The following is a 20,159-nucleotide window of genomic DNA, read 5'->3' on the forward strand; positions in this document are numbered from 1 at the left end:
CAGCCCTGGTCTTTAAGCTAAATCTGGTATTAAGGCAGATCAAAGCCAAACTTTTTGTAAATAGCATTTGCTTCAGCACTGACCAGAAAGTCCATAAAATCTTTGGCAGCTGCCGGATGCGGGGCATTTTTAAGCTGCCCGGCAAAATACTGTGCATGAATATTTTCCTTCTCCGGAATTTCAATCAGTTCTACAGGGTGCCCTATCATTTTCTGATAATAAGCCTCACTGTACCAGACAGGTGCAGCATCACTCTGCTTGTACAAAATACGCATTGGAGACTGGCGATGATGAATCTGTGTCAGGAAGGTGGTTTTGTCTTTCAATTTATTTTCCATCACTGTCTTTTTCAACCGCTCTCCCCCAGCTTTAATATAGGCCTCTTCGATGCGTTTACCTATCCCTTCAAACTCAGGATTAGGCATGCTTATTCTCAGTTTAATCTGGCCAAGATCAGCAAGCCCCTTTACCTTTTCAGGATTACCTTTCTGTACCAGAATAGCCAGTTTATTTCTGGCATATAAAGCAGTTCTGCTAAACCATTCAGGTGTCTGTTCGATTCTGGTCTTACCCGCTGTATAAACATCAGGTTTTAAGGTAATCCGCAGATTTCCGATTACTATACTTCCCGTGGCTATCTGTTTAGCCAGAATTCCCGGAGGAAGAGTTTCTGCAAATACACGCTGATATTCAGGATGTGCTTTTTTGAATGCACCTATCAGCTCATCAATCACCATAAACTGATTACCGGCAAAGAACACGACCAGCTGAGGATCATTAATATCACCAAATAAGTCGGGTACATTATCCACTCCCGGGACTGTAAATTGCACGTCACTTTCAGGAGGTATATTCCAGGGCGGATCAAAATGATATTCCTGGGCAAAGGCCTTTGCTGAAAACAAAGCCATTACCATTACGGCTAAAAATAAGCTGTTCAATTTCTTCATCATATTCAACATTTAATTTAAGGATGTACAACTGCCCATCCCTGATATCCACGGATGATAATCTCACCGTTACCACTAGGTACATAACTGATAAAATCAAACAATGCGCTTTTCTCTATATGTCTTTCCCTGATCGTATTTTCACATTGAGCCAGCAAAACTCCTCTGGCCTGTAGGTCTCTTAATGTTTTTTCAAATGCTCCGTTTTTATCATATACAGCTACACCATCACCAAAAACAATCAGCTCCAGCTCTAATTTGCCTTTCAGACGGGGATCCTCCAAAGCATTTTTCATATTTCTGAGTGTACCAGTCATTTTCTTTTCATCCCCACTATTCAAAACGTAAAGTGCCTTATAGTTTTTCAACGTTGCTTTTGCTCCCGTAAATTCCTGCGGTTTTGTCTGTGCAAAACCTGTCGTTGTACCAGCCATGATTAAAAGCAGGCCGCAAATAAAGATTGTAGATTTCATAATTTATTTTTTGTAGGATTTATAATAGTCTGTTATTGGCTTAAAAGGACCGTATTTATGCTGAACTTCAGTAAACTGGTCAGCATAGGGACCAAAAGGCGCATCAATTGGTTTTTTACTCAGATCAGGATAATCTTTATGCTGATCCTTATGCTTTCTGGGTCTGGAATTTACAAAAGCAGCCAGATCCCAAGATTCTTCATTACTCAGCTGAGGATTTTTATAAGTGGCTCCGAATGGCATATTGTTTTTCACAAAACCTGAAAAATTACTCAGTCTGTACATCCCGGCGGCATCATTATAACTGTGTTCTCCCCATAAAGGCGGATATACATAAGTTTTTTGATCAGCGGAAAGTACCCCCTCGCCCTCGCTGCCATGACAGGAAACACATTTTGAAGCATAAATGAGCTTTCCCCGCTGCGGATCTGCAGGACGGTTCAGATAAGCTAACCGCTCAAAGGCAGTCCCCGGGACCTTCTCCCCCTTTTTCAAACCTGATCCTACCCATTTTAAATAAGCAAGCATTGCCTGTACTTCTTTGCCTGATGGATCGGGTACTGTGCCTGCCAGACTACGTTCAAAACATTCTGCAATCCGGTTTGATGCAGGAACCACAAGACCAGATCTGTTACTTTTTTTGGGATAACTGGTAAAAAATACTGCATAATTATTGGCAAACATTTTTGTTCCCGCTTGTAAGTGACAGTTCTGGCAATTCATTCCATTCGTAATTGCAGCTATTGACCCGCCAGGGCCAAAATATTTAGCGGTATTGGCAATCAGCTCTTTCCCGTAACTAATCATCTGTCCTTTTTCTCCCGCTGGTATAGTCGCTTCATAAGGAGCTTTCCATTCCTGTACGGTAATATTACCCGGTACAGGGACTATGATTTCGTTTAGCTTCGATGCAAAGGGTGAAGTCTGTTCTGCTAACTTACGCTGGTCATTTTTGTCTGTATCGTTCCAGATAAAAGTACTCATTAGAATCGCAATACAAATCATAAAAAGCAGGACGATTATGGTAATTGAGCGCGCAGTATGAACCAGTATCTGATCCGTTTCATTCAGATTATTCTTTGACATAAAATTAAAAATATTTCTTCATATATCAAAGATGAGGTTAATGGCGAGAGGTTCATAAGCACAAAAAGTAATCACGGATAACTTGAAGTAATATCCGTATAATACCTTGCTTAATCCAATAAAGAAATATTTATAATGATTTTGTTACTTTTGTCCGCGGAATCTTTTACAGACCGATATCTTACGATATAAAAAAACTTTTAAACTTTCCCGGCCAGTAACACCAGAATTTTCGTTAAACGAATGATTATCAAATATTTTGGGAACAGCAATCCTTTGTGCACTGTATATACCTGAACGTCCGCTAAAGAAATAGGCTGTAAAACAGGCAACAGCAAAAAACAAGGTATACTCACTGCCAAATAATTCGATTCCCATCATGGTACAGGCCAGCGGGGTATTGGTTGCCCCGGCAAAAACTGCGATAAAGCCTAAAGCTGCAAATAAGCTTACAGGTGCATTCATTAATCCTGAAAGTGTATTACCTAAAGTGGCACCGATGTAAAACAAAGGCGTAACTTCTCCACCCTTAAATCCGGTTCCTAAAGTTAAGGTGGTGTAGACTGTTTTCCAGAGCCAGCTCCAGGTATCAGCTCCGCCCTGGACAAATGCGGAAGGAATTGTAATTGCTCCGGGATATTCTGCATCAACCCCTAAACTTAAATAATCAGGTTTACCAATGAGATAAGTCAATCCTATAATCAGCAGTCCGCCGGCCAGCGGAATCATCCAGCTTATTTTAAACAGCCTGGAAAATACATTTTTAACCTGATGTACAGTGACCGAGAACAGATAACTGGCCAGTCCGAACACTGCAGATGCAGCAATAACCTTACTCAAAAGTAAAAGATCAACCGGAAGATAATCCGACAGAAAATAGGGTGTCTGAGGTAAAACCGTAATATGATAGGCCGTATGATGAATTTGCCATGCTGAAACAGTAAGATCGCCGATTACACTGGCAATCAATGCAGGAAACAGCGCGTCATATTTAATCCTTCCCAGCGTCAGGACTTCCAGCGCAAATATAGCTCCGGTAACCGGAGTTCCGAAAACAGCTCCGAATCCAGCGGCAATACCTGCGGTCAGGACCATTTTGGTATCCTGTTCATTCAGCTTAAACCATTTCCCGAACATAGCGGCAATACTGCCTCCAATTTGTACCGCCGTCCCCTCTCTGCCTGCAGAACCTCCAAAAAGATGTGTGATGATCGTCGTGATCAGAATGACTGGTGCCATAGTCCAGGGTACTCCGCCGCCGGTTTCATGAATCTCGTCCATGATCAGATTATTTCCTTTTTCAGAAGACTTTCCTACCGACTGATAAATCAGATGAATCAGAATTCCTGCCAGAGGCAATAAAAAAAGCAGCCATTTATACTGAAAACGTAAATGTATTGCGGCAGACAGCAGCCATAGAAAAAGGGCGACCGCAGTACCAATGGTAATTGCAACAGGAAGAATTAAAAGAGTCCAGCGGATCAGATGGTTAAAAGTTCTCATATATACCTACAAATAGTTTAGTCCAATGAACTGTATTGCTCATCAGCTTAATTTTTGCAGGCGCCATCAGCTTTTTAGGGCGGTTAAGTCGGAAGACACCATTTCCGTGTACACAAATATAGGAATGTACTTAGTAATAACAAATTAATTGATCTTGATTCTTATTGAAGCTGCTTATTCCCAAATCAGCCATTACTTTAACAGATGCTGTAAACGAAAAACCGTTCTCAGCATCTGTTAATTACCGGCAATTAAGGTTGTTTGTATAAGCCAAAAGCTGTTAAAGTTGGATTTAATCTCGAAGCCTTGACCTTCAGCCTCACCTTTTGTGCAGTAACCGGTTTAAAACGTATTAATCGTTTTGCCCCTACCGTAGTTCCTTCAGTAAGCACGGCCCAGGTTTTACCATCAAAATATTCCAGATCAAATTGTTCAATCCGCTGACCAACGGTAATATTTTCTTTCAATAGCAATACATCAAAAGTCTGAGGTTTTGAGAGTGTTAGTTCCAGGACTGCAGCAGTATCTTTACCCCTGGTTGTCCAGTAATTCCTGAAACTTCCATTCAGCAGTGCAGCAGCATTCACCCCATTTGAAGATATGATTTTAGCTCCCTTTGCCAGGTTATTTTTAAAAGTCCGGTCTATCACACTTTTCCATTCCCTCAGGTTTTTCTGATCATGTTCATTGATCAGTCCTCTTTTATCCGGAGGAATATTGAGCAGTAAAACCGAATTACGCCCCACAGAGCTGTAATAAATATCAGTTAACTTTTCCGGTGACTTCACTTTCAGGTCTTCAGTATCATGATAAAACCACCCCGGACGAATAGAGACATCCGTTTCACTCGGATACCAGACCAGTGTCTTCGCTTTACTGATGACCTGACGTCCGCCAAGATCATCACCGGTCATATCTCCCTTTGGCGCAAAAGTCATATCCTTTTGTGAATTGTCCGCTATACTTTCATTAGCCAGCCCGTTCATTGGAACAGTACTCCATTCCGTTAGACGACCGTAACCACTCTCCGTTCCTACCCAGCGCACATCCGGCCCCATTACAGCAATTACAGCCCCTGGTTGTAATTTACGGATCAGACTATACCAGGCATCAAACTGATAAACTGGTTTTTTACCATTCGGGCCTTCACCATTAGCACCATCAAACCATACTTCATCAACCTTACCATAATTACTTAACAGTTCAGTCAGCTGGTTCAGAAAATAAGTATTGTATTTTTCAGTATCCCCGTAATCCGGATTATTTCTGTCCCATGGAGAAAGATAAACACCAAAACCCACTCCCTGCTGATGACAGGCTTCAGCAATTTCCTTAACCACGTCTCCCTTACCATTTTTCCATGGACTGTTTTTCACAGAATGTTCCGTATACTTACTTGGCCACAGACAAAATCCATCATGATGTTTTGCCGTTATAATTACCTGTTTAATGCCTGCTTCTTTACAGGTGCGTACCCATTGTGCTGCATCCAGAGCAGTCGGGTTAAATAACTGCGGGTCCTCTTTTCCATCTCCCCATTCCCTGTCAGTAAAGGTATTCATCCCGAAATGCAGAAAACCTGTAAGTTCAAGTTCCTGCCAGCGCAACTGTCTTGCCGAAGGCGTTAAATTTGCTGCTTTACGTACAATATCCTGTTCAGAATCCGTTACACTAATCGTTACATAATTCTGCTTTTTCTGCGCATAAGTCATCGTGCTCAAGCTCAAAGCCAGTAGTAATAAACTATTATATTTTGTTTTCATGGACATCCGCTGATAAAACAAAACCGGTCAGTGAAAGATGACCGGTTTGTTATTTATTAAGGTTTTATTGGTTTTTAGTAATCGTCATTTAAAGCAAAGACAGGTTTTCTGTTCATCCATTGTCCGCCGGTAAAATCAGGAAAATCAATAGTTTCGTTACCTAATTCTATAGATTGCTCGCTCAAAGGCGTAATTGCACTCCATGCAGCTGCATCATAAACATCCAGAGGTGTAGCCGTTCCGCGTTTCACAGATTCAATGAAAGCATGTAATACAAAGAAGTCCATTCCACCGTGACCTGCACCTTCTGCATCACTACTGTATTTTTTCCATAGCGGATGATCATATTTCTCTAACCACTCTTTTGCACTATCCCATCTGTGTGGTTTACTAACTCCCTCTACATAAACACTGTTGTTGATATCCATCCATAAACCATTAGTTCCCTGAACACGGAAACCTAAAGAATATGGTCTCGGAGAATTGGTATCATGCTGCAGAATAATCGTCTCTCCATTTGCGCAGTCAATGGTTGTGGTTACGATGTCACCCAATCTGAAATTCACTTTTGCATTCGGATGATTTTCACCACCATGATCTACTACATATTTATGCAATCCTCTGGATTTTGTAGCAAACGAATTCAATTTAAGAAACTTGTTTCCCCTGTTGATATTGATACACTGTGCAACAGGGCCAATACCATGCGTAGGATATAACTCACCATTACGATGCACAGAGTGATTGGTTCTCCATCTGGCTTCTGAGAATCCTTTTTCATTAAATTCTACACCACCACCATAAGGTTTAATCCCATCATTAAATTTCACTTCTCTCAGGTCATGCTGATAACCACCCTGTAAGTGAATGATCTCTCCGAAAATACCCTGTCTTACCATATTTAAAACAGCAAGTACGTCTCTTCTGTAGCAAACATTTTCCAGCATCATCACGTGGGCATCATGCTTTTCTGCTGCATGAACCACATCCCAGTGATCCTGAAGCGTAATACCCAGCATCACTTCTGTAGCTACATATTTTACACCTGCTTCAATAGATCCAATGATCATTGCTTTATGCCATTCCCATGGTGTAGCAATCAAAACAGACTTCAAATCTTTTAACTGAAGCATCTTTTTCCATGCGTTGTTATCACCAGTAAAGATTTTTGGCATTGGTTTACCGCTTTTAGTGATCATAGCTTTAGCCATGTCAAGCATTCTTGAATCAACATCACAAATAGCGACTAATTCAACGTCATCTCTCTTTAAAAGTAAAGCAAGGTGATTTTGCCCCCGCAGACCAACGCCCATCATTGCAATTTTCACTTTCTCTCCAGCATAATTGGCAAAAAGTGATTTCTCTGGCAGGATAGTCAGCGCAGCTGCAGTAAGCGTAGTTGATGCTACAAATTCTCGTCTGTTCATAATTTCTTTGTTCGGATAATTGGTTAGTTTATATGATTATTTCAATTGTGTGTAATCTTCTGTACGTATAGTTTCAACTTCGCCGCGCAGGCCTTCAATGCGCAGCAGATTAAAATCAGGATTTGTCACTGTGAGTTCCCCAGCCCAGTCTGCTGTAGTATACTGCATTGACTTGATGGAAGAAAGGGTTAGTCCTGCCCTGTCCATAATTTTCAGTTTGGCGAAAGTCATTCCCATTCCCAAAGGGCTGACGGTTAAAACCAGCTGAACCCCGGTCAGCAGTTTATCTTTTGATATCATTCTCAGATCAGTCAGATTATTGATAAAAAGATATCCTTCCTGATTCAGTCCTGCTTTAACAGCTGTTTCCTGTATTGAAGCCGGTTGTTCATTTTTAATTCCCAGGATCAGTTGTACAGGATTGATGGTCTGATCATGATGAACTGACTTTAAAGAATAATCCAGATCCAGTGTAACAGTAAATGCATAAGCTGTGGAAATTTCAGGATTAAAACGACCTGTTGCCGGTATAGCTGTCCATTCCTGACAAACAGGGATAGTCTGATCTGTTTTTAAATGCGCAGGTGTTTCCAGCACCGGATCCGGTGCTAAGACAACAGGTTCATTTACTGAACCTCCCTTAAAAAAAATATTAAATATTTCTCTCCTGTCCATTTTATTGTTTGGTATAAAAGCCTGTTTAAACCTGCTGTTAGTGATTACAAGGTATAAATTTTCCTTCCAAGCTATGAAGCGGCTGCAGTTAATTATTACGCAAACGTTTGCCTGTTACAAAATATGAGGTTTGTGTAATCATGCAACTTCTCCTAAAAAGAGGTTTTTTTGAAAATACAGGCTAAAAAAGGGATACCCGGTATAAAATCAGTGATTTTTTTCCCGAATAACATCACATCGGAATAAATACAGTAAAAATACATCCGGTTTTTCCGTTTTTTTTGTTTTTAGCTATCAGACGCATTCCCAAAACATATCAAACGTTTGCGTGGATTTAAGCCTTTGTAAATACCTTTTGCAGCCCGTTTGCTTTATACCTTCAATCATTCCTTCTGAAAAGCTATCGGAAAAACCTTTTCAAAGGATTACTAACCAAGTCCTAACCTTATCAGTGCATGACAAAAATCTACACACCAATGAATCTGGTCGTAAACCGGATTTTCCCTTCATTAAGCAAGCTCAGGGAGCTTTCCTTAATTCAACTAACCAAAGCAATAACAATCGTATTACTCACCCTGTGTTCAGGTATTGCATTTGCGCAATCGCCGGTTACAGGAAAAGTTACAGATGAACAGGGTATACCAATGCCGGGTGTCTCTGTAAAAGTTAAAAAAACAACCAACGGTACTATTACCAATGGCGATGGCAGATATGTCTTAAAGACAGCTGCCGATGTTGTTTTAGAATTCAGCTATATCGGATATGAATCACAGGATGTTACTCTATCCGGAAAAAGTGTGATCAACGTCAGTCTTAAACCAGATGCCAAACTGATGGATGAAGTTGTAGTAGTAGGTTATACCTCCAAAAGCAAATCACAGATTGTGAGTTCTGTTTCAACGGTATCGGCTAAACAACTATTGGATGTGACCAGTAATAGTACAGCTAACCTTTTACAGGGAAAAGCGGCTGGTGTATCCGTTTCTTCTTCTTCAGGACAACCTGGCGCCACACCAACTATTCGTATCAGGGGTACAGGTACTTTCAGTGCTGGTGCAGAACCACTTACTGTTGTTGACGGTGTAATTGGCGGTACGGCTAACCCAAGAGATATAGAATCAATCACTGTATTAAAAGATGCGGGTGCAACAGGGCTATATGGTTCAAGAGCAGCAAACGGGGTAATTGTTATTACAACCAAACAAGGAAAGAGCGGTAAGACAAAAATCAACTATAGCGGATCATACGGGATCAATACTGCTTCTCAGGGTAATTTCAAATTGATGAACGGTCAGCAGCTCCTTGACTACAGTACTTATATGTACACGAATGACTATAATACAAAAAGAGCAAATTTCATTAAAAAGCTTTCTGCCACTACTCCAAATCCAACTCAACAACAAATAGATGATTACCTGAAACTGAATCAGTTGCCATTAACCAATGCTGATTATTTATCAGGAATTCTTCCTTCGGTTCCCAACAACACAGACTGGAGAGACCTGGCATTCAGACAGGCCTATACCAACAGTCAGAATATCAATATTTCGGGAGGTGACGAAAAAACTCATTTCTATATTGGAGCAGACTATTACAATGAACAGGGTACACTGATCAATACAGGAATTAATAACACAAATTTCAGGGTTAATCTTGACCACAAGATTAATGACAGACTGAAAATCACTACCAGAATCAACGCTGGTTTTGGTAAAAAAACAAATGATCAGACTGGTGCGCTTTACCAGGCTTATACCAACTTACCCTGGGATAATCCCTACAACACTGACGGAACTCCTCGATATATAGATCAGGAAAGTGACTGGTATGGCCGTGATAAAACGAACTTTGTATTTTTAAAAGATTACAATGTCGACAATACAAGAACACAGACACTTGCAGGCGACTTAAAGCTTGAATACAAAATCAATAACTGGTTAAACTTTACAACTTCAAACAGATATACAACCAGTAATTCCAGACAGGAAATTCTGACTGATGCACGTACACCTACAGGAAAAGCCAACTCAGGAGAACTAAGAAATCTTTACAACTATGGCAACTCCTTTCTTACTTCCAATTTGTTCAATGCATCTTATAGTTTTGGTAAACATAATTTAACCGGTATCGGAGGTTTTGAATATCAGCAGAACTATGTAGACAATATTGATGCAACCGGTTACGGTATACAGCCGGGTCTTGAAATTCCGGATGCCACTGCAACACCAAAAACGCTGTTAGGTGGTAAATCAAAAAGCCGCTTTATTTCAGAGCTTTTCATGGCCGATTATAACTATGATAACCGCTATTTCGGAACGGTTTCTTTACGTAACGATGGTTCATCCAAATTTGGTGCAAATCATAAATTCGGTTTATTTTACTCTGTAGCCGGCGGATGGTTGATTTCCAATGAGAAATTCTTTCAGTCAAAAGTTATTACCAATCTGAAACTACGTGGTAGTTACGGTGTTACTGGTAATACGCCAAATGGGGATTATACTTCATTAGCCTTATATACCTTTAATGTACAGTATGCAAACATTCCAGGGGGATATCCTTCAGCTTTACCTAATCCATATTTAACCTGGGAAACTCCTACAACCATCAATTTTGGTGGTAATATCGGTTTATGGAACAGAATAGAATTAAGCGTTGATCTTTATCAGCGAACTAATAAAGATCTGATCATTGATGTTCCGCTTTCCAGTGCAACCGGCTTTTACAGGCTAACACAGAATATTGGTTCAATCAGAAACAGAGGGATCGATATCGAATTGAATACCAAAAACTTTACAGGCGAATTCAAATGGAACACCAGTTTTAATATTGGATTCAACAGAAACAATGTCTCTAAATTATATGAAAATCAACCGATTGACAAATTCTACAATCAGCGTATAGCCGTAGGGCATGATATGAATTCATGGTATACCAGAGAATGGGCAGGCGTTGATCCTAATAATGGTGATCCACTTTGGTATACAACCAAGGCAGATGGAACCACTACAACTACCAATAATTATAATGCAGCAGAAAGAAGATATGTAGGTACCTCATCCCCAAAATTCACTGGCGGTATGGGTAACGAATTCACCTATAAAAACTTCAGCCTGAATACATTTTTCAATTTTGTTTACGGGAATAAAATTTACAATGCCAACCGTGAAGTATTTGATGCCGATGGAGCTTATCCACAGTACAACAGCATGACTTTAAAGGATGGATGGAACAGATGGGAAAAACCGGGAGATATTGCTACTCATCCTAAAGCGGTAGTTAACGGGAATAAATTATCGAATAAACCTTCTTCAAGATTTCTGGAAGACGGATCTTATTTAAGATTGAGAAACATTACTCTTGGCTATAATTTCTCAGATGCAGTACTTAAAAAACTTAAAGTTTCCAATCTGAGAGTTTATGTAAGCGCAGATAACCTGGTTACTCTGACTAAATTTTCAGGCATGGATCCGGAGGTTTCTGATCTGGAACCAAACACGAATAACAGTGGAGTAAGCGGAACCAAGTATCCGATCAGTAAAAAGATATTATTTGGAGTAAACATAGGTTTTTAAGTATAAACCCGATTTAAAGATTACAAAAATGATTAACAGATATAAAACAATCTTAGCCATGGCACTTATTGTGTCAGCTACTGCCTGTAAAAAAAGCCTGACCCTGGATCCTTATGCAGGGATGACGACTGAACAAGTTGTAACTACCTTTGAAGGTCTTCAGGCAGCTACTATCGGTACCTACAACTATATTAAAGATCCGTACTATGTACGTAATTATCATATTTTTTCTGAATATGCAAGTGATAACGTTTCGCTGAGCGGAACAACAACTGATCCGCTGTTCTATGCTTATAACTATCAGCATCAGAAAAATCAGAGTAACGTGGAAAACTTCTGGCGTAAAGCCTACCAGGCAGTTTTCGGAACTAATGTCGTGATAGAAAAAGTAGCAGAAAGCCAGGACCCGGTGAAAAATCAATTGCTTGGAGAAAATTACTTTTTAAGAGCGATGGTGAACTTTGATCTGGTCAAATTCTTTGGTCGTCCCTATACTGATGACAATGGTGAATCACTTGGCGTCATGCTTAAAACCAATACTATTGTGACGGAATTACCATCCAGATCAAAAGTAAAAGATGTTTATGCCCTGGTAATTAGCGATTTGTTAAAGTCGATCAAATTGATGAACAGTACAAAAAACAACAACTTTGCTTCCAAAGAAGTTGCTATGGCGTTGCTGAGCAGAGTCTATTTGTATATGGGAGATTATAAAAATGCATTTGATTATGCAGATCAGGTAATTAAGACTGGTCGTTATTCTCTGGTGCCATCTACAGGATATGCTAAATATTTTACCGGTGTTCCTGAAGCAAATCCTGAAACTATTTTTGCGATCAGACACGTATTGAAAGATGACCGTCTGGATGACGCCATAGGTTCTATGTACTGGGGTGGAGCTATCGGTTATGGTGAGATGTATGCTTCGCAGTCTTACAGATCCTTAGTCAATAAATTCCCTGAAGATTTACGTAATTCATTTGTTGTACCTCAATATGAAAAAAATGAAGATGGAACAATTAAGAAAGACGCACAGGGCAATCCGGTTCTTCAGAAAAGAAATGGTTATCCTAAATATTTCATTAACAAATACTCCTTCCAGGAAGGTTATGAAACTTTAAGCTCCCCTGTCGTATTAAGACTGGCAGAAATGTATCTGACAAGAGCGGAATGCGCTTTCCAGCTGGGCAGACCAAATGACGCACTTGCAGATGTGAATATCATCAGAACCCGTGCAGGATTAAGCGGAAATGCTTTATTCTCTACAGGTAATATGATGGGCTATACCAGTGTACTGGATGTGATTCTGGATGAACGCAGACTGGAATTTGCCTTTGAATCACAACGCAAATTTGACGTTTTCAGAAATAAAAGAACGCTGAACAGAGATTATCCTGGTACCCATCTGGCTTCGGGACAAACTTCACAGCAAATTCCTTATACTGATCCGAGGGTGATTTTCTTTATTCCTGAGAATGATATTACGCTTAATCCTAACCTGATTCAGAATCCTTAAGGTCACCGATTTTGAACCAGCATTAACCAGGCTGGTTCAATTTTTTTATTATAACCTAAACAACCAACCTATGAAAACATTTATCTTATCCTTATCCTTCCTGTCCCTGCTCATCGGGACCTCTTGTAAAAAGAGTACCTTAACAGGTGATGACAATGTTAAAACAGCCAAACAGATTACAGATTTTGTAGCTACAGGACCAAAAATTGTCATTGCCTTAGGCGGCAACGCCTGGGTGAAAACCACGGGAAGTGAAATCATTAATAACAATGGTCTGGCCAACTGGACCAATGCCAATGCAGTAACCAGTGTTTATTTCAGAACAGAAGCTCCGGGTATCATTACTGTTAAACTGAGAATGAAAGTTCCGGGAGGAAACAGTACGTTTAAAGTATCGACTGGTACACAGTCTATCAGCACGACTGCTTCAAATTCATCATTTGATACTGTAGCGGTTGGAAATTTCAACATCACAGCCAAAGGTTACGTTAAATTTGATATACAGGGCGTAAGTAAAACAGGAAGTTACTTTGGCGATGTTTCTGATTTAATTATCAGCGGACAACCGGTAACTGACAGTGTATCTTATGTAAAAGATAATATCGACTCCCGTTTTTACTGGGGTCGCAGAGGACCGTCAGTTCATGTCAACTATACCATTCCTGATGCCATTAAAAACAATGTAGAATGGTTTTATAATGAAATCAATGTTCCGGTAGGTTCAGACCCGATCGGTTCTTATTTCATGTCCAATGGCTTCGGAGAAGGCTATTTTGGTATCCAGGTAAATTCTGCCACTGAGCGCAGAGTTTTGTTTTCTCTGTGGAGTCCATTCCCTACTGATGATCCGGCTACTATACCAGATGATAAAAAAATCAAGCTGATTAAAAAAGGCGCTGATGTACATAGCGGAGAATTTGGCAATGAAGGATCAGGTGGACAGAGTTATCTGATTTATCCATGGGTAGCAGGTAAAACCTATGCTTTTCTAACCAGAGCGCAACCAGATGCAGCTACCAATAAAACAGTTTACACGTCTTATTTCAAACCTGAGGGTGGCAACTGGATGTTAATTGCAAGTTTTGAGCGTCCGGCAACCAATACCAGATTAAAAAGTTTATACTCATTCCTTGAAAACTTCAATCAGGATATGGGAAATATAGAAAGAAAAGCTAATTACGGCAATCAATGGGCAATTGATACCAGCGGTAACTGGACAGAAATTACAGCTATGAAATTTACCGGTGATGATATTGCCAACAGAGGTTACAGAAAAGATGTCGGAGGCGGAGTAAATGGTAATCAGTTCTTTTTAAGAAACGGTGGTTTCTTTAGTGATGCTGTTACTTTGAAGCAAAATTTTAACAGACCTTCAACGGGAGCTGCTCATCCGGTTATCGATTTCAGCCAGTTACCTTAATTATTCTTTGATGATTATGAACGGCTTATCATTTGATACTTAGCAAAAAGCCCCGGTACGAATTGCCGGGGCTTTTTTTTTAGTCATTTTTATTACTTATATTAAAAGATAATTGCAACATTTGAGATAAATGTCAGATAAACCAACTACGATAAAAGAAATAGCCAAGCTGCTCGATATTTCAGTATCTACCGTTTCGAGAGCTTTGAATGATCACTCCAGCATAGGTTTGATTACCAAAATGCGGGTAAAAAAAATGGCCAAAGAACTTAACTATGAGCCAAATCAGAGAGCTATTCAATTTTTACAGGGTAAATCGCATACCATAGGCGTTATTCTGCCCGAACTTGCTGAATCTTTTTTCTCTGCGGCTATCAGCGGAATTGAAGATATAGCCTATAAAAGAAACTATACCGTATTGCTTGCCCAGTCTCATGATGATGCAGACAGAGAGAAGTTACTCATTGAAAAAATGAAGATGCAGCGTGTAGACGGGCTGTTAATCTCGGTATCAAAAACGACCAATACCTACGAACATCTGGAAGCTTTCAAAAAATCAAATATTCCTATTGTATTTTTTGATCGTATCCCACCTGTTAAAAATATACACTTTGTAGCCTCCAACCTGGAGTCAGGTACTTATGAGGCTGTCAACTTCCTGCTAAAAAAAGGTCACCGTACTATTGGTATGATCAACGGTCCTACTAACCTGGTAGCCAGTACGGAAAGAAAGAACGGTTATATCAAGGCCATGACCTCTCACCGGTTAAAATTTGATCCATCTTTAATGCTGAACTGTGATCTGACAGAAGCAGGAACTATTGAAGCGATGGATAACTTCCTGAATCACAAGCGCAAACCTACAGCAATAGTCACATTCAATGATTATGTGGCTCTATTTGCGATCCGTTATGCGCGTTCACTAAACATCCAGATCAATAAGGATATTGATTTTGTAAGCTATGCCAATCTGCCGCTGATCAATTATATGGACTTTACACCTATTGCTTCGGTAGAACAGTTTCCGTACAAACAAGGAAAGAAGGCAGCAGACATTTTACTGGATCTGATTAACAAACCCAAGGGTGATTCTGAAACAGAAACTGCTTATTATAACGTAGTTGTAGAATCTGAATTAATCGTAGGCAAGGAGAAATAAATTTACACAAACGTTTGCACAGCAATCTGATAGCGAAATTGATTAAGTTTGAGTTTACGAAAAAAAATAAACTCGCCTAATATATGCTTGATAAGATTTTACCGTTGTACGGAATTCAACCTGTTGAAAGTGACGTACAATTATTTGGAGATGGTCTGATCAATCGTACCTGGAAAATAACTACTCAATCTAAAGGATATATCCTGCAGCAGGTTAATCAGTCTGTATTTAAAAATCCACAGGATATAGATCAGAATGTATCGCGACTAAAGTCATATCTGAGCAAAACGCATCCGGAATATCTTTTTGTTTCTCCCCTGTCCGGATCATCCGGCAGCTCATTAATAGAAACTTCTGAAGGATATTTCAGATTGTTTCCTTTTGTAGAGAATTCACATTCTCTGAATGTCCTGAACAAAAAAGAAGAAGCCTACGAGGGTGCCAGACAGTTTGGAAGATTTTCCAGACTGCTCAACGATTTCGACGTTAAACAACTGCACATTACCTTACCGGATTTCCATAACCTGTCCTTAAGATTTGATCAGTTTACCTATGCTGTAGAAAATGCCTCAGCAGAGCGTAAAGAAAAGTCTAAAGACCTGATCGCTTTTATTATGGATCATGTGGATATTGTGACTACTTATAAAAACATAGTAGAGCGCAATGAGATTCCGCAAAGGGTAATTCATCATGATACTAAAATCAATAACGTCCTTTTTGACCAGAATAATAAAGGGATCTGTGTAATAGACCTGGATACTGTAATGCCTGGTTATTTCATCAGTGACGTTGGTGATATGATGCGAACTTATTTATCAGCCGCTGGTGAGGAAGAAACTGACCTGAGCAGAATCAATGTCAGAAAAGATTTCTTTAAAGCCATTTATGATGGTTATATGGAAGAAATGGGTGATGTGCTGACCCCAACTGAAAAAAGCTATTTCATTTATGCAGGTAAGTTCCTGATCTACATGCAGGCCATCCGCTTTTTAGCTGACTATCTTCAGAACGATATTTATTATGGTGAAAAATATGAAGGCCATAACCTGAACAGGACTAAAAACCAGATCACGCTGCTGGAGAAATACCTGGAACTGGAACCTCAACTGGAAAACATCATTGGCAAAATAGCAATTCAATAAAACATAAATCCTTTTACTGATAGCTCAGCTATGGGTCAGATAACTGAGTTGGTATAGGGTTGGTATACCCCAGGGGTATACCAACCCTATACCAACTCAGTTCACTTACACTGCCCCAACTTTCCTCTTGCTTCTCTTTAATCTGCTTGCGATTAATTATTGATAAAAAAATATTAATAATATTAATATTTTTTTATCTTCATAGCTATAAAATCGCTCTCATGATCATATTCGGAACCGGCTTCTATGGAAAAATAGAGGACTACAAAAATCACTGGATAGAAACCAAGTTCTTTCATGTTTTCTTCATCCCCCTGTTTCCAACCTCTTCGATGTGTGTAATTGATTCTTCCTTCAGAAAAAGGACAGGATGGGATCTGGCACTGCATTCCAAAAGTGTTAAAGCTGCTTATGGAAGATTTTTCACTTTCATCATCGCTGCCTTTTTTCTTTTCTGGACTTTTGAAAATGGTATAAAAAATTTCCTGGCGGAGAGCATCTTTGGCTTTGCCATGACTGCATGCTGGATATATCTGTATTTCTTTTATGGCAAACCTACAGCCGAAGAGATACAAAGCCGGGATAAAATGGCAAGCTGCACAGGTTTGTCAGTACTCCCGCACTGGATCAGTTTTAGTCATGCAGAATCCCAGTTAAAATTCTTCACTACTGTTTATCAGGAGAAATACCCTGACAGCGACTGGAAAGCTGATCTTAAAAAAGGTCAGCGGAATCCTCAGCAAATAAAACTACTCTATACTCTTGCACTTTTCAACTGTATGATCTTTGATACTCCCGAAAATGAAGAGCTTTATTATAAGGCAGATAATGACTATCAGCTGGCTCCGCAATCCTCACCTGATACCAGGCTGGCTTTTTAGCATCCGGTATATGATTTAAAGGGCACCAATTTTGTTTAGTGTTTAATTAAAATCTAAAGCAGGATGGATCGTAAACAGTTTATCAAAAGTAATATTGTCTTAGGTATAGGACTAACGGCTTCAAAAATAAGTGCTGCTGTTCCGCTGCCTGAAAAAAAGGAGACTGAACACCATCGTGTAATTGTTATTGGTACTGGCTATGGAGCTGCAGTTGCAGCCCTGCGCATGGCCGAAAAAGGGATTAAAGTACTCATGCTGGAAATGGGTATGGACTGGCCGGCCAGTAAAGAACATCGCACTTTCTCCAAACTGATTTTTCCGGATAAACGTTCTACCTGGTTAAAATCACACAGTATATTGCCTTTTGCCAATGTCTTTACCTTTAAAAAGTACACAGGCGTATTGGACAGAATAGATACCGATCAGCTGAAAGTTTATGTAGGCAGAGGTGTCGGTGGTGGCTCACTGGTCAATGGAGGAATGGCTGTAGTACCTAAAAGAGCCTATTTTGAAAGTATCATGCCGGAAATCAATGCCGCAGAAATGTACGACAAATATTTTCCGCTGGCCAACCGGATGTTAAAGGTCAATTCCATTTCGCCCCGCTTTTTTGAAACTACTCCTTATTATAAATTTGCCCGTACTGCAAGAGATCAGGCTCACAAAGCTGGTTATAAAACCGTTTTTGTACCCAATGTCTATGACTTTGACTATATGGAAAAAGAAAGCCGGAAAGAGGTTTATCAATCTGCTTTAAATGGTGAAGTTGTGTATGGAAACAATGCTGGAAAACAAAGCCTGGATAAAACTTATCTGGCCGCAGCCATGAAAACAAAAAACGTCGAAATCAGACCATTGTATAGTGTAAGATCTATCCACAGTACAAAAACAGGTTATAAGCTGGAAGTGGATAACATCAATACTTCAGGAGATACCGTATTTTCACAGGATTTCAGCTGCGATTTTCTTTTTGTCTGTGCTGGCAGCATGGGTACATCCGAATTGATGGTCAAAGCCAAAGCAACTGGTACTTTACCGGCGCTTAATCAGGAAGTAGGCGAAGGATGGGGGAATAATGGTAATGTAATGGCTGGCAGAAACTTTATCAAACAAGGTACAGGCAGTAAACAGTCCTGTATTCCAACCATGGCAATTGATGACTGGGATAATAAAGAACATCCCGTTTTTGCTGAAATTTCGCCCATGCCTATGAAAATGGAAACCTGGACTTCTTTATATCTGGCCATTACTAAAAATCCGAACCGTGGTAAATTTAGCTATAACGCCCTGACCAATAAAGTGAATTTAAAAGTCGCCGAAAATTTCAGCACAAATGCCATAGCGGATGTCAAACAGCTGATGGACAAATTAAATAACGAAAATGGAGGCACCTACGCCCGTTTGTTATTTAAGCACGGTATTAACGGAGAAATCTGTTATCATCCTTTAGGTGGCTGCGTTATAGGCCGGGCAACAGATTTATATGGCAGATTTAAAGGTTATGAAAGATTATACACCTGCGACGGTTCATTACTACCGGGCAGCACAGGTGTAAATCCCTTTGTGACCATTACTGCAATTGCTGAAAGAAATATAGAAAAGATCATTGCAGAAGATTTCCAAAACTACTGACACCATTCACCGGCCGTAGAAATTGCTGCCTGACGCGGGAAAATCTTATCCATTAAAACACGATGTACTTCCTCATCACCGTCTGCGCAACAGTCGGATAAAATGGTTATCTGATAGTCTTTATCTGCGGCTTCGCGTAAAGTAGAAAGCACGACCCCACTGGTAGAAATACCTGCCAGTACAATATGCTGAATACCTGCGGCTCTTAAAACGACTTCCAGATCACTTCCGGTAAAGGCACTGTAACGGCGTTTAATAACTACCACCTCATTATCCTTTGGCGCAAGCTCCGGAAGAATCCGGGCAAAGTCTTCCATGTTTAGTCCATTAAGCCTGTCTTTACCTGCAGAAAAGCTCTTATTGTTATCGCTTATTTCCGGTAAACCTGCTCTGAAACTAATGGTGACATAGATAACAGGAATTTTTTGGCTGCGGGCATGTTTGATTGCAGCAGCAATATTAGCAGTAAGCGCTGTTAATACGGGGGCTTCAATCAGACCTGATATCCCGCTTTGCATATCCATGACGAGTAATGCTGTGTTTTGAGTTTTTTGTTCCATTTGATTGATTGATTGATTGATTGATTGATTGATTGATTAATTGTTTCTTTTAATTTTTCATCTTATCAGCGAAGCGTACTGACATTAATAAGCTTATTACAGCTATACCTGCAAAAAACACGATAACCGAAAGACTGTTGTCGGCTGATATCTTACCGGCTCTGAACAACAGATAACCTGCTGCCAGGTTAAAGAGCGCCCAGACTACATTTAAAAACGGAGATGAAAGTCCTTTCCCCGGTGGATTTGCAAAAGGTGTAGGAAATGCGTCTCCTGAAATACCTTTAGTAAAATGAGGTACGAAATTCGCTAAAAACATACCGGCCCAGAAGCCGCTGAAATAATGATACCATTGCATAATGAAGAGTTTAAGTGATATTTTTTTTTATTATATGAACCT

At 39.9% G+C, this 20,159-nt stretch carries 16 protein-coding genes and 1 riboswitch; of the genes, 7 read left to right on the top strand and 9 right to left on the bottom strand.

What is annotated here, in order from left to right:
- Nucleotides 1-29 precede the first annotated feature (29 nt).
- The 7 genes from PL_RS07695 to PL_RS07725 form a co-directional block, all read right to left on the bottom strand.
- Nucleotides 30-953 (bottom strand): molybdate ABC transporter substrate-binding protein, encoded by a 924-nt coding sequence (locus PL_RS07695; RefSeq protein WP_235324653.1) that lies wholly within the window; start codon nucleotides 951-953, stop codon nucleotides 30-32.
- Between the two features lie 14 nt (nucleotides 954-967).
- Nucleotides 968-1,423 carry a DsrE family protein gene (locus PL_RS07700; protein ID WP_041886114.1) on the bottom strand — a complete coding sequence of 152 codons (456 nt, stop codon included), beginning with the start codon at nucleotides 1,421-1,423 and terminating at the stop codon, nucleotides 968-970.
- A gap of 3 nt (nucleotides 1,424-1,426) precedes the next feature.
- Complete coding sequence (locus PL_RS07705; protein WP_041886113.1) at nucleotides 1,427-2,509, bottom strand: c-type cytochrome; 1,083 nt, start codon at nucleotides 2,507-2,509, stop codon at nucleotides 1,427-1,429.
- Between the two features lie 144 nt (nucleotides 2,510-2,653).
- Entirely contained in the window at nucleotides 2,654-4,012 is a 1,359-nt protein-coding gene (locus tag PL_RS07710; RefSeq protein WP_052496573.1) for a voltage-gated chloride channel family protein, read from the bottom strand.
- Nucleotides 4,013-4,062: 50 nt separating this feature from the next.
- A riboswitch (Fluoride riboswitch) is annotated at nucleotides 4,063-4,127 on the bottom strand.
- Between the two features lie 136 nt (nucleotides 4,128-4,263).
- On the bottom strand, nucleotides 4,264-5,775 hold the full coding sequence (locus tag PL_RS07715) for an alpha-L-fucosidase (RefSeq protein ID WP_041886110.1): 1,512 nt from the start codon (nucleotides 5,773-5,775) through the stop codon (nucleotides 4,264-4,266).
- Between the two features lie 74 nt (nucleotides 5,776-5,849).
- Nucleotides 5,850-7,202 carry a Gfo/Idh/MocA family protein gene (locus PL_RS07720; protein ID WP_041886109.1) on the bottom strand — a complete coding sequence of 451 codons (1,353 nt, stop codon included), beginning with the start codon at nucleotides 7,200-7,202 and terminating at the stop codon, nucleotides 5,850-5,852.
- Between the two features lie 36 nt (nucleotides 7,203-7,238).
- Nucleotides 7,239-7,877, bottom strand: a complete 639-nt coding sequence (locus PL_RS07725) for a hypothetical protein (protein WP_041886107.1) — start codon at nucleotides 7,875-7,877, stop codon at nucleotides 7,239-7,241.
- A gap of 455 nt (nucleotides 7,878-8,332) precedes the next feature.
- On the opposite strand from PL_RS07725, the gene PL_RS07730 reads away from it, so the two are divergent.
- The 7 genes from PL_RS07730 (at nucleotide 8,333) to PL_RS07760 (ending at nucleotide 19,199) form a co-directional block, all read left to right on the top strand.
- Nucleotides 8,333-11,449, top strand: a complete 3,117-nt coding sequence (locus PL_RS07730) for a SusC/RagA family TonB-linked outer membrane protein (protein ID WP_041886105.1) — start codon at nucleotides 8,333-8,335, stop codon at nucleotides 11,447-11,449.
- 58 nt (nucleotides 11,450-11,507) lie between these two features.
- Entirely contained in the window at nucleotides 11,508-12,965 is a 1,458-nt protein-coding gene (locus tag PL_RS07735; protein WP_200890805.1) for a RagB/SusD family nutrient uptake outer membrane protein, read from the top strand.
- Between the two features lie 70 nt (nucleotides 12,966-13,035).
- Nucleotides 13,036-14,385 carry a DUF3472 domain-containing protein gene (locus PL_RS07740; protein ID WP_041886098.1) on the top strand — a complete coding sequence of 450 codons (1,350 nt, stop codon included), beginning with the start codon at nucleotides 13,036-13,038 and terminating at the stop codon, nucleotides 14,383-14,385.
- 130 nt (nucleotides 14,386-14,515) lie between these two features.
- The gene (locus PL_RS07745; RefSeq protein WP_041886096.1) at nucleotides 14,516-15,544 is read left to right on the top strand and encodes a LacI family DNA-binding transcriptional regulator; all 1,029 of its coding nucleotides are present in this window, start codon (nucleotides 14,516-14,518) and stop codon (nucleotides 15,542-15,544) included.
- Nucleotides 15,545-15,627: 83 nt separating this feature from the next.
- Nucleotides 15,628-16,686, top strand: a complete 1,059-nt coding sequence (locus PL_RS07750) for a phosphotransferase enzyme family protein (RefSeq protein WP_041886095.1) — start codon at nucleotides 15,628-15,630, stop codon at nucleotides 16,684-16,686.
- Between the two features lie 221 nt (nucleotides 16,687-16,907).
- Nucleotides 16,908-17,567 carry a hypothetical protein gene (locus PL_RS07755; RefSeq protein ID WP_041882596.1) on the top strand — a complete coding sequence of 220 codons (660 nt, stop codon included), beginning with the start codon at nucleotides 16,908-16,910 and terminating at the stop codon, nucleotides 17,565-17,567.
- Nucleotides 17,568-17,630: 63 nt separating this feature from the next.
- Entirely contained in the window at nucleotides 17,631-19,199 is a 1,569-nt protein-coding gene (locus PL_RS07760; RefSeq protein WP_082035936.1) for a GMC oxidoreductase, read from the top strand.
- On the opposite strand, the gene PL_RS07765 is transcribed toward PL_RS07760, so the two are convergent.
- Both PL_RS07765 and PL_RS07770 read right to left on the bottom strand, forming a co-directional pair.
- Nucleotides 19,193-19,759 (bottom strand): cysteine hydrolase family protein, encoded by a 567-nt coding sequence (locus tag PL_RS07765; protein WP_041882598.1) that lies wholly within the window; start codon nucleotides 19,757-19,759, stop codon nucleotides 19,193-19,195. The two genes, PL_RS07760 and PL_RS07765, sit on opposite strands and share 7 nt — an antisense overlap.
- A 49-nt stretch (nucleotides 19,760-19,808) precedes the next feature.
- A complete protein-coding gene (locus tag PL_RS07770) occupies nucleotides 19,809-20,117 on the bottom strand; it encodes a hypothetical protein (protein ID WP_041882599.1) in 309 nt (102 codons plus the stop codon).
- Nucleotides 20,118-20,159 lie beyond the last annotated feature (42 nt).

It is taken from the genome of Pedobacter lusitanus (assembly GCF_040026395.1).
Classification (GTDB): domain Bacteria; phylum Bacteroidota; class Bacteroidia; order Sphingobacteriales; family Sphingobacteriaceae; genus Pedobacter; species Pedobacter lusitanus.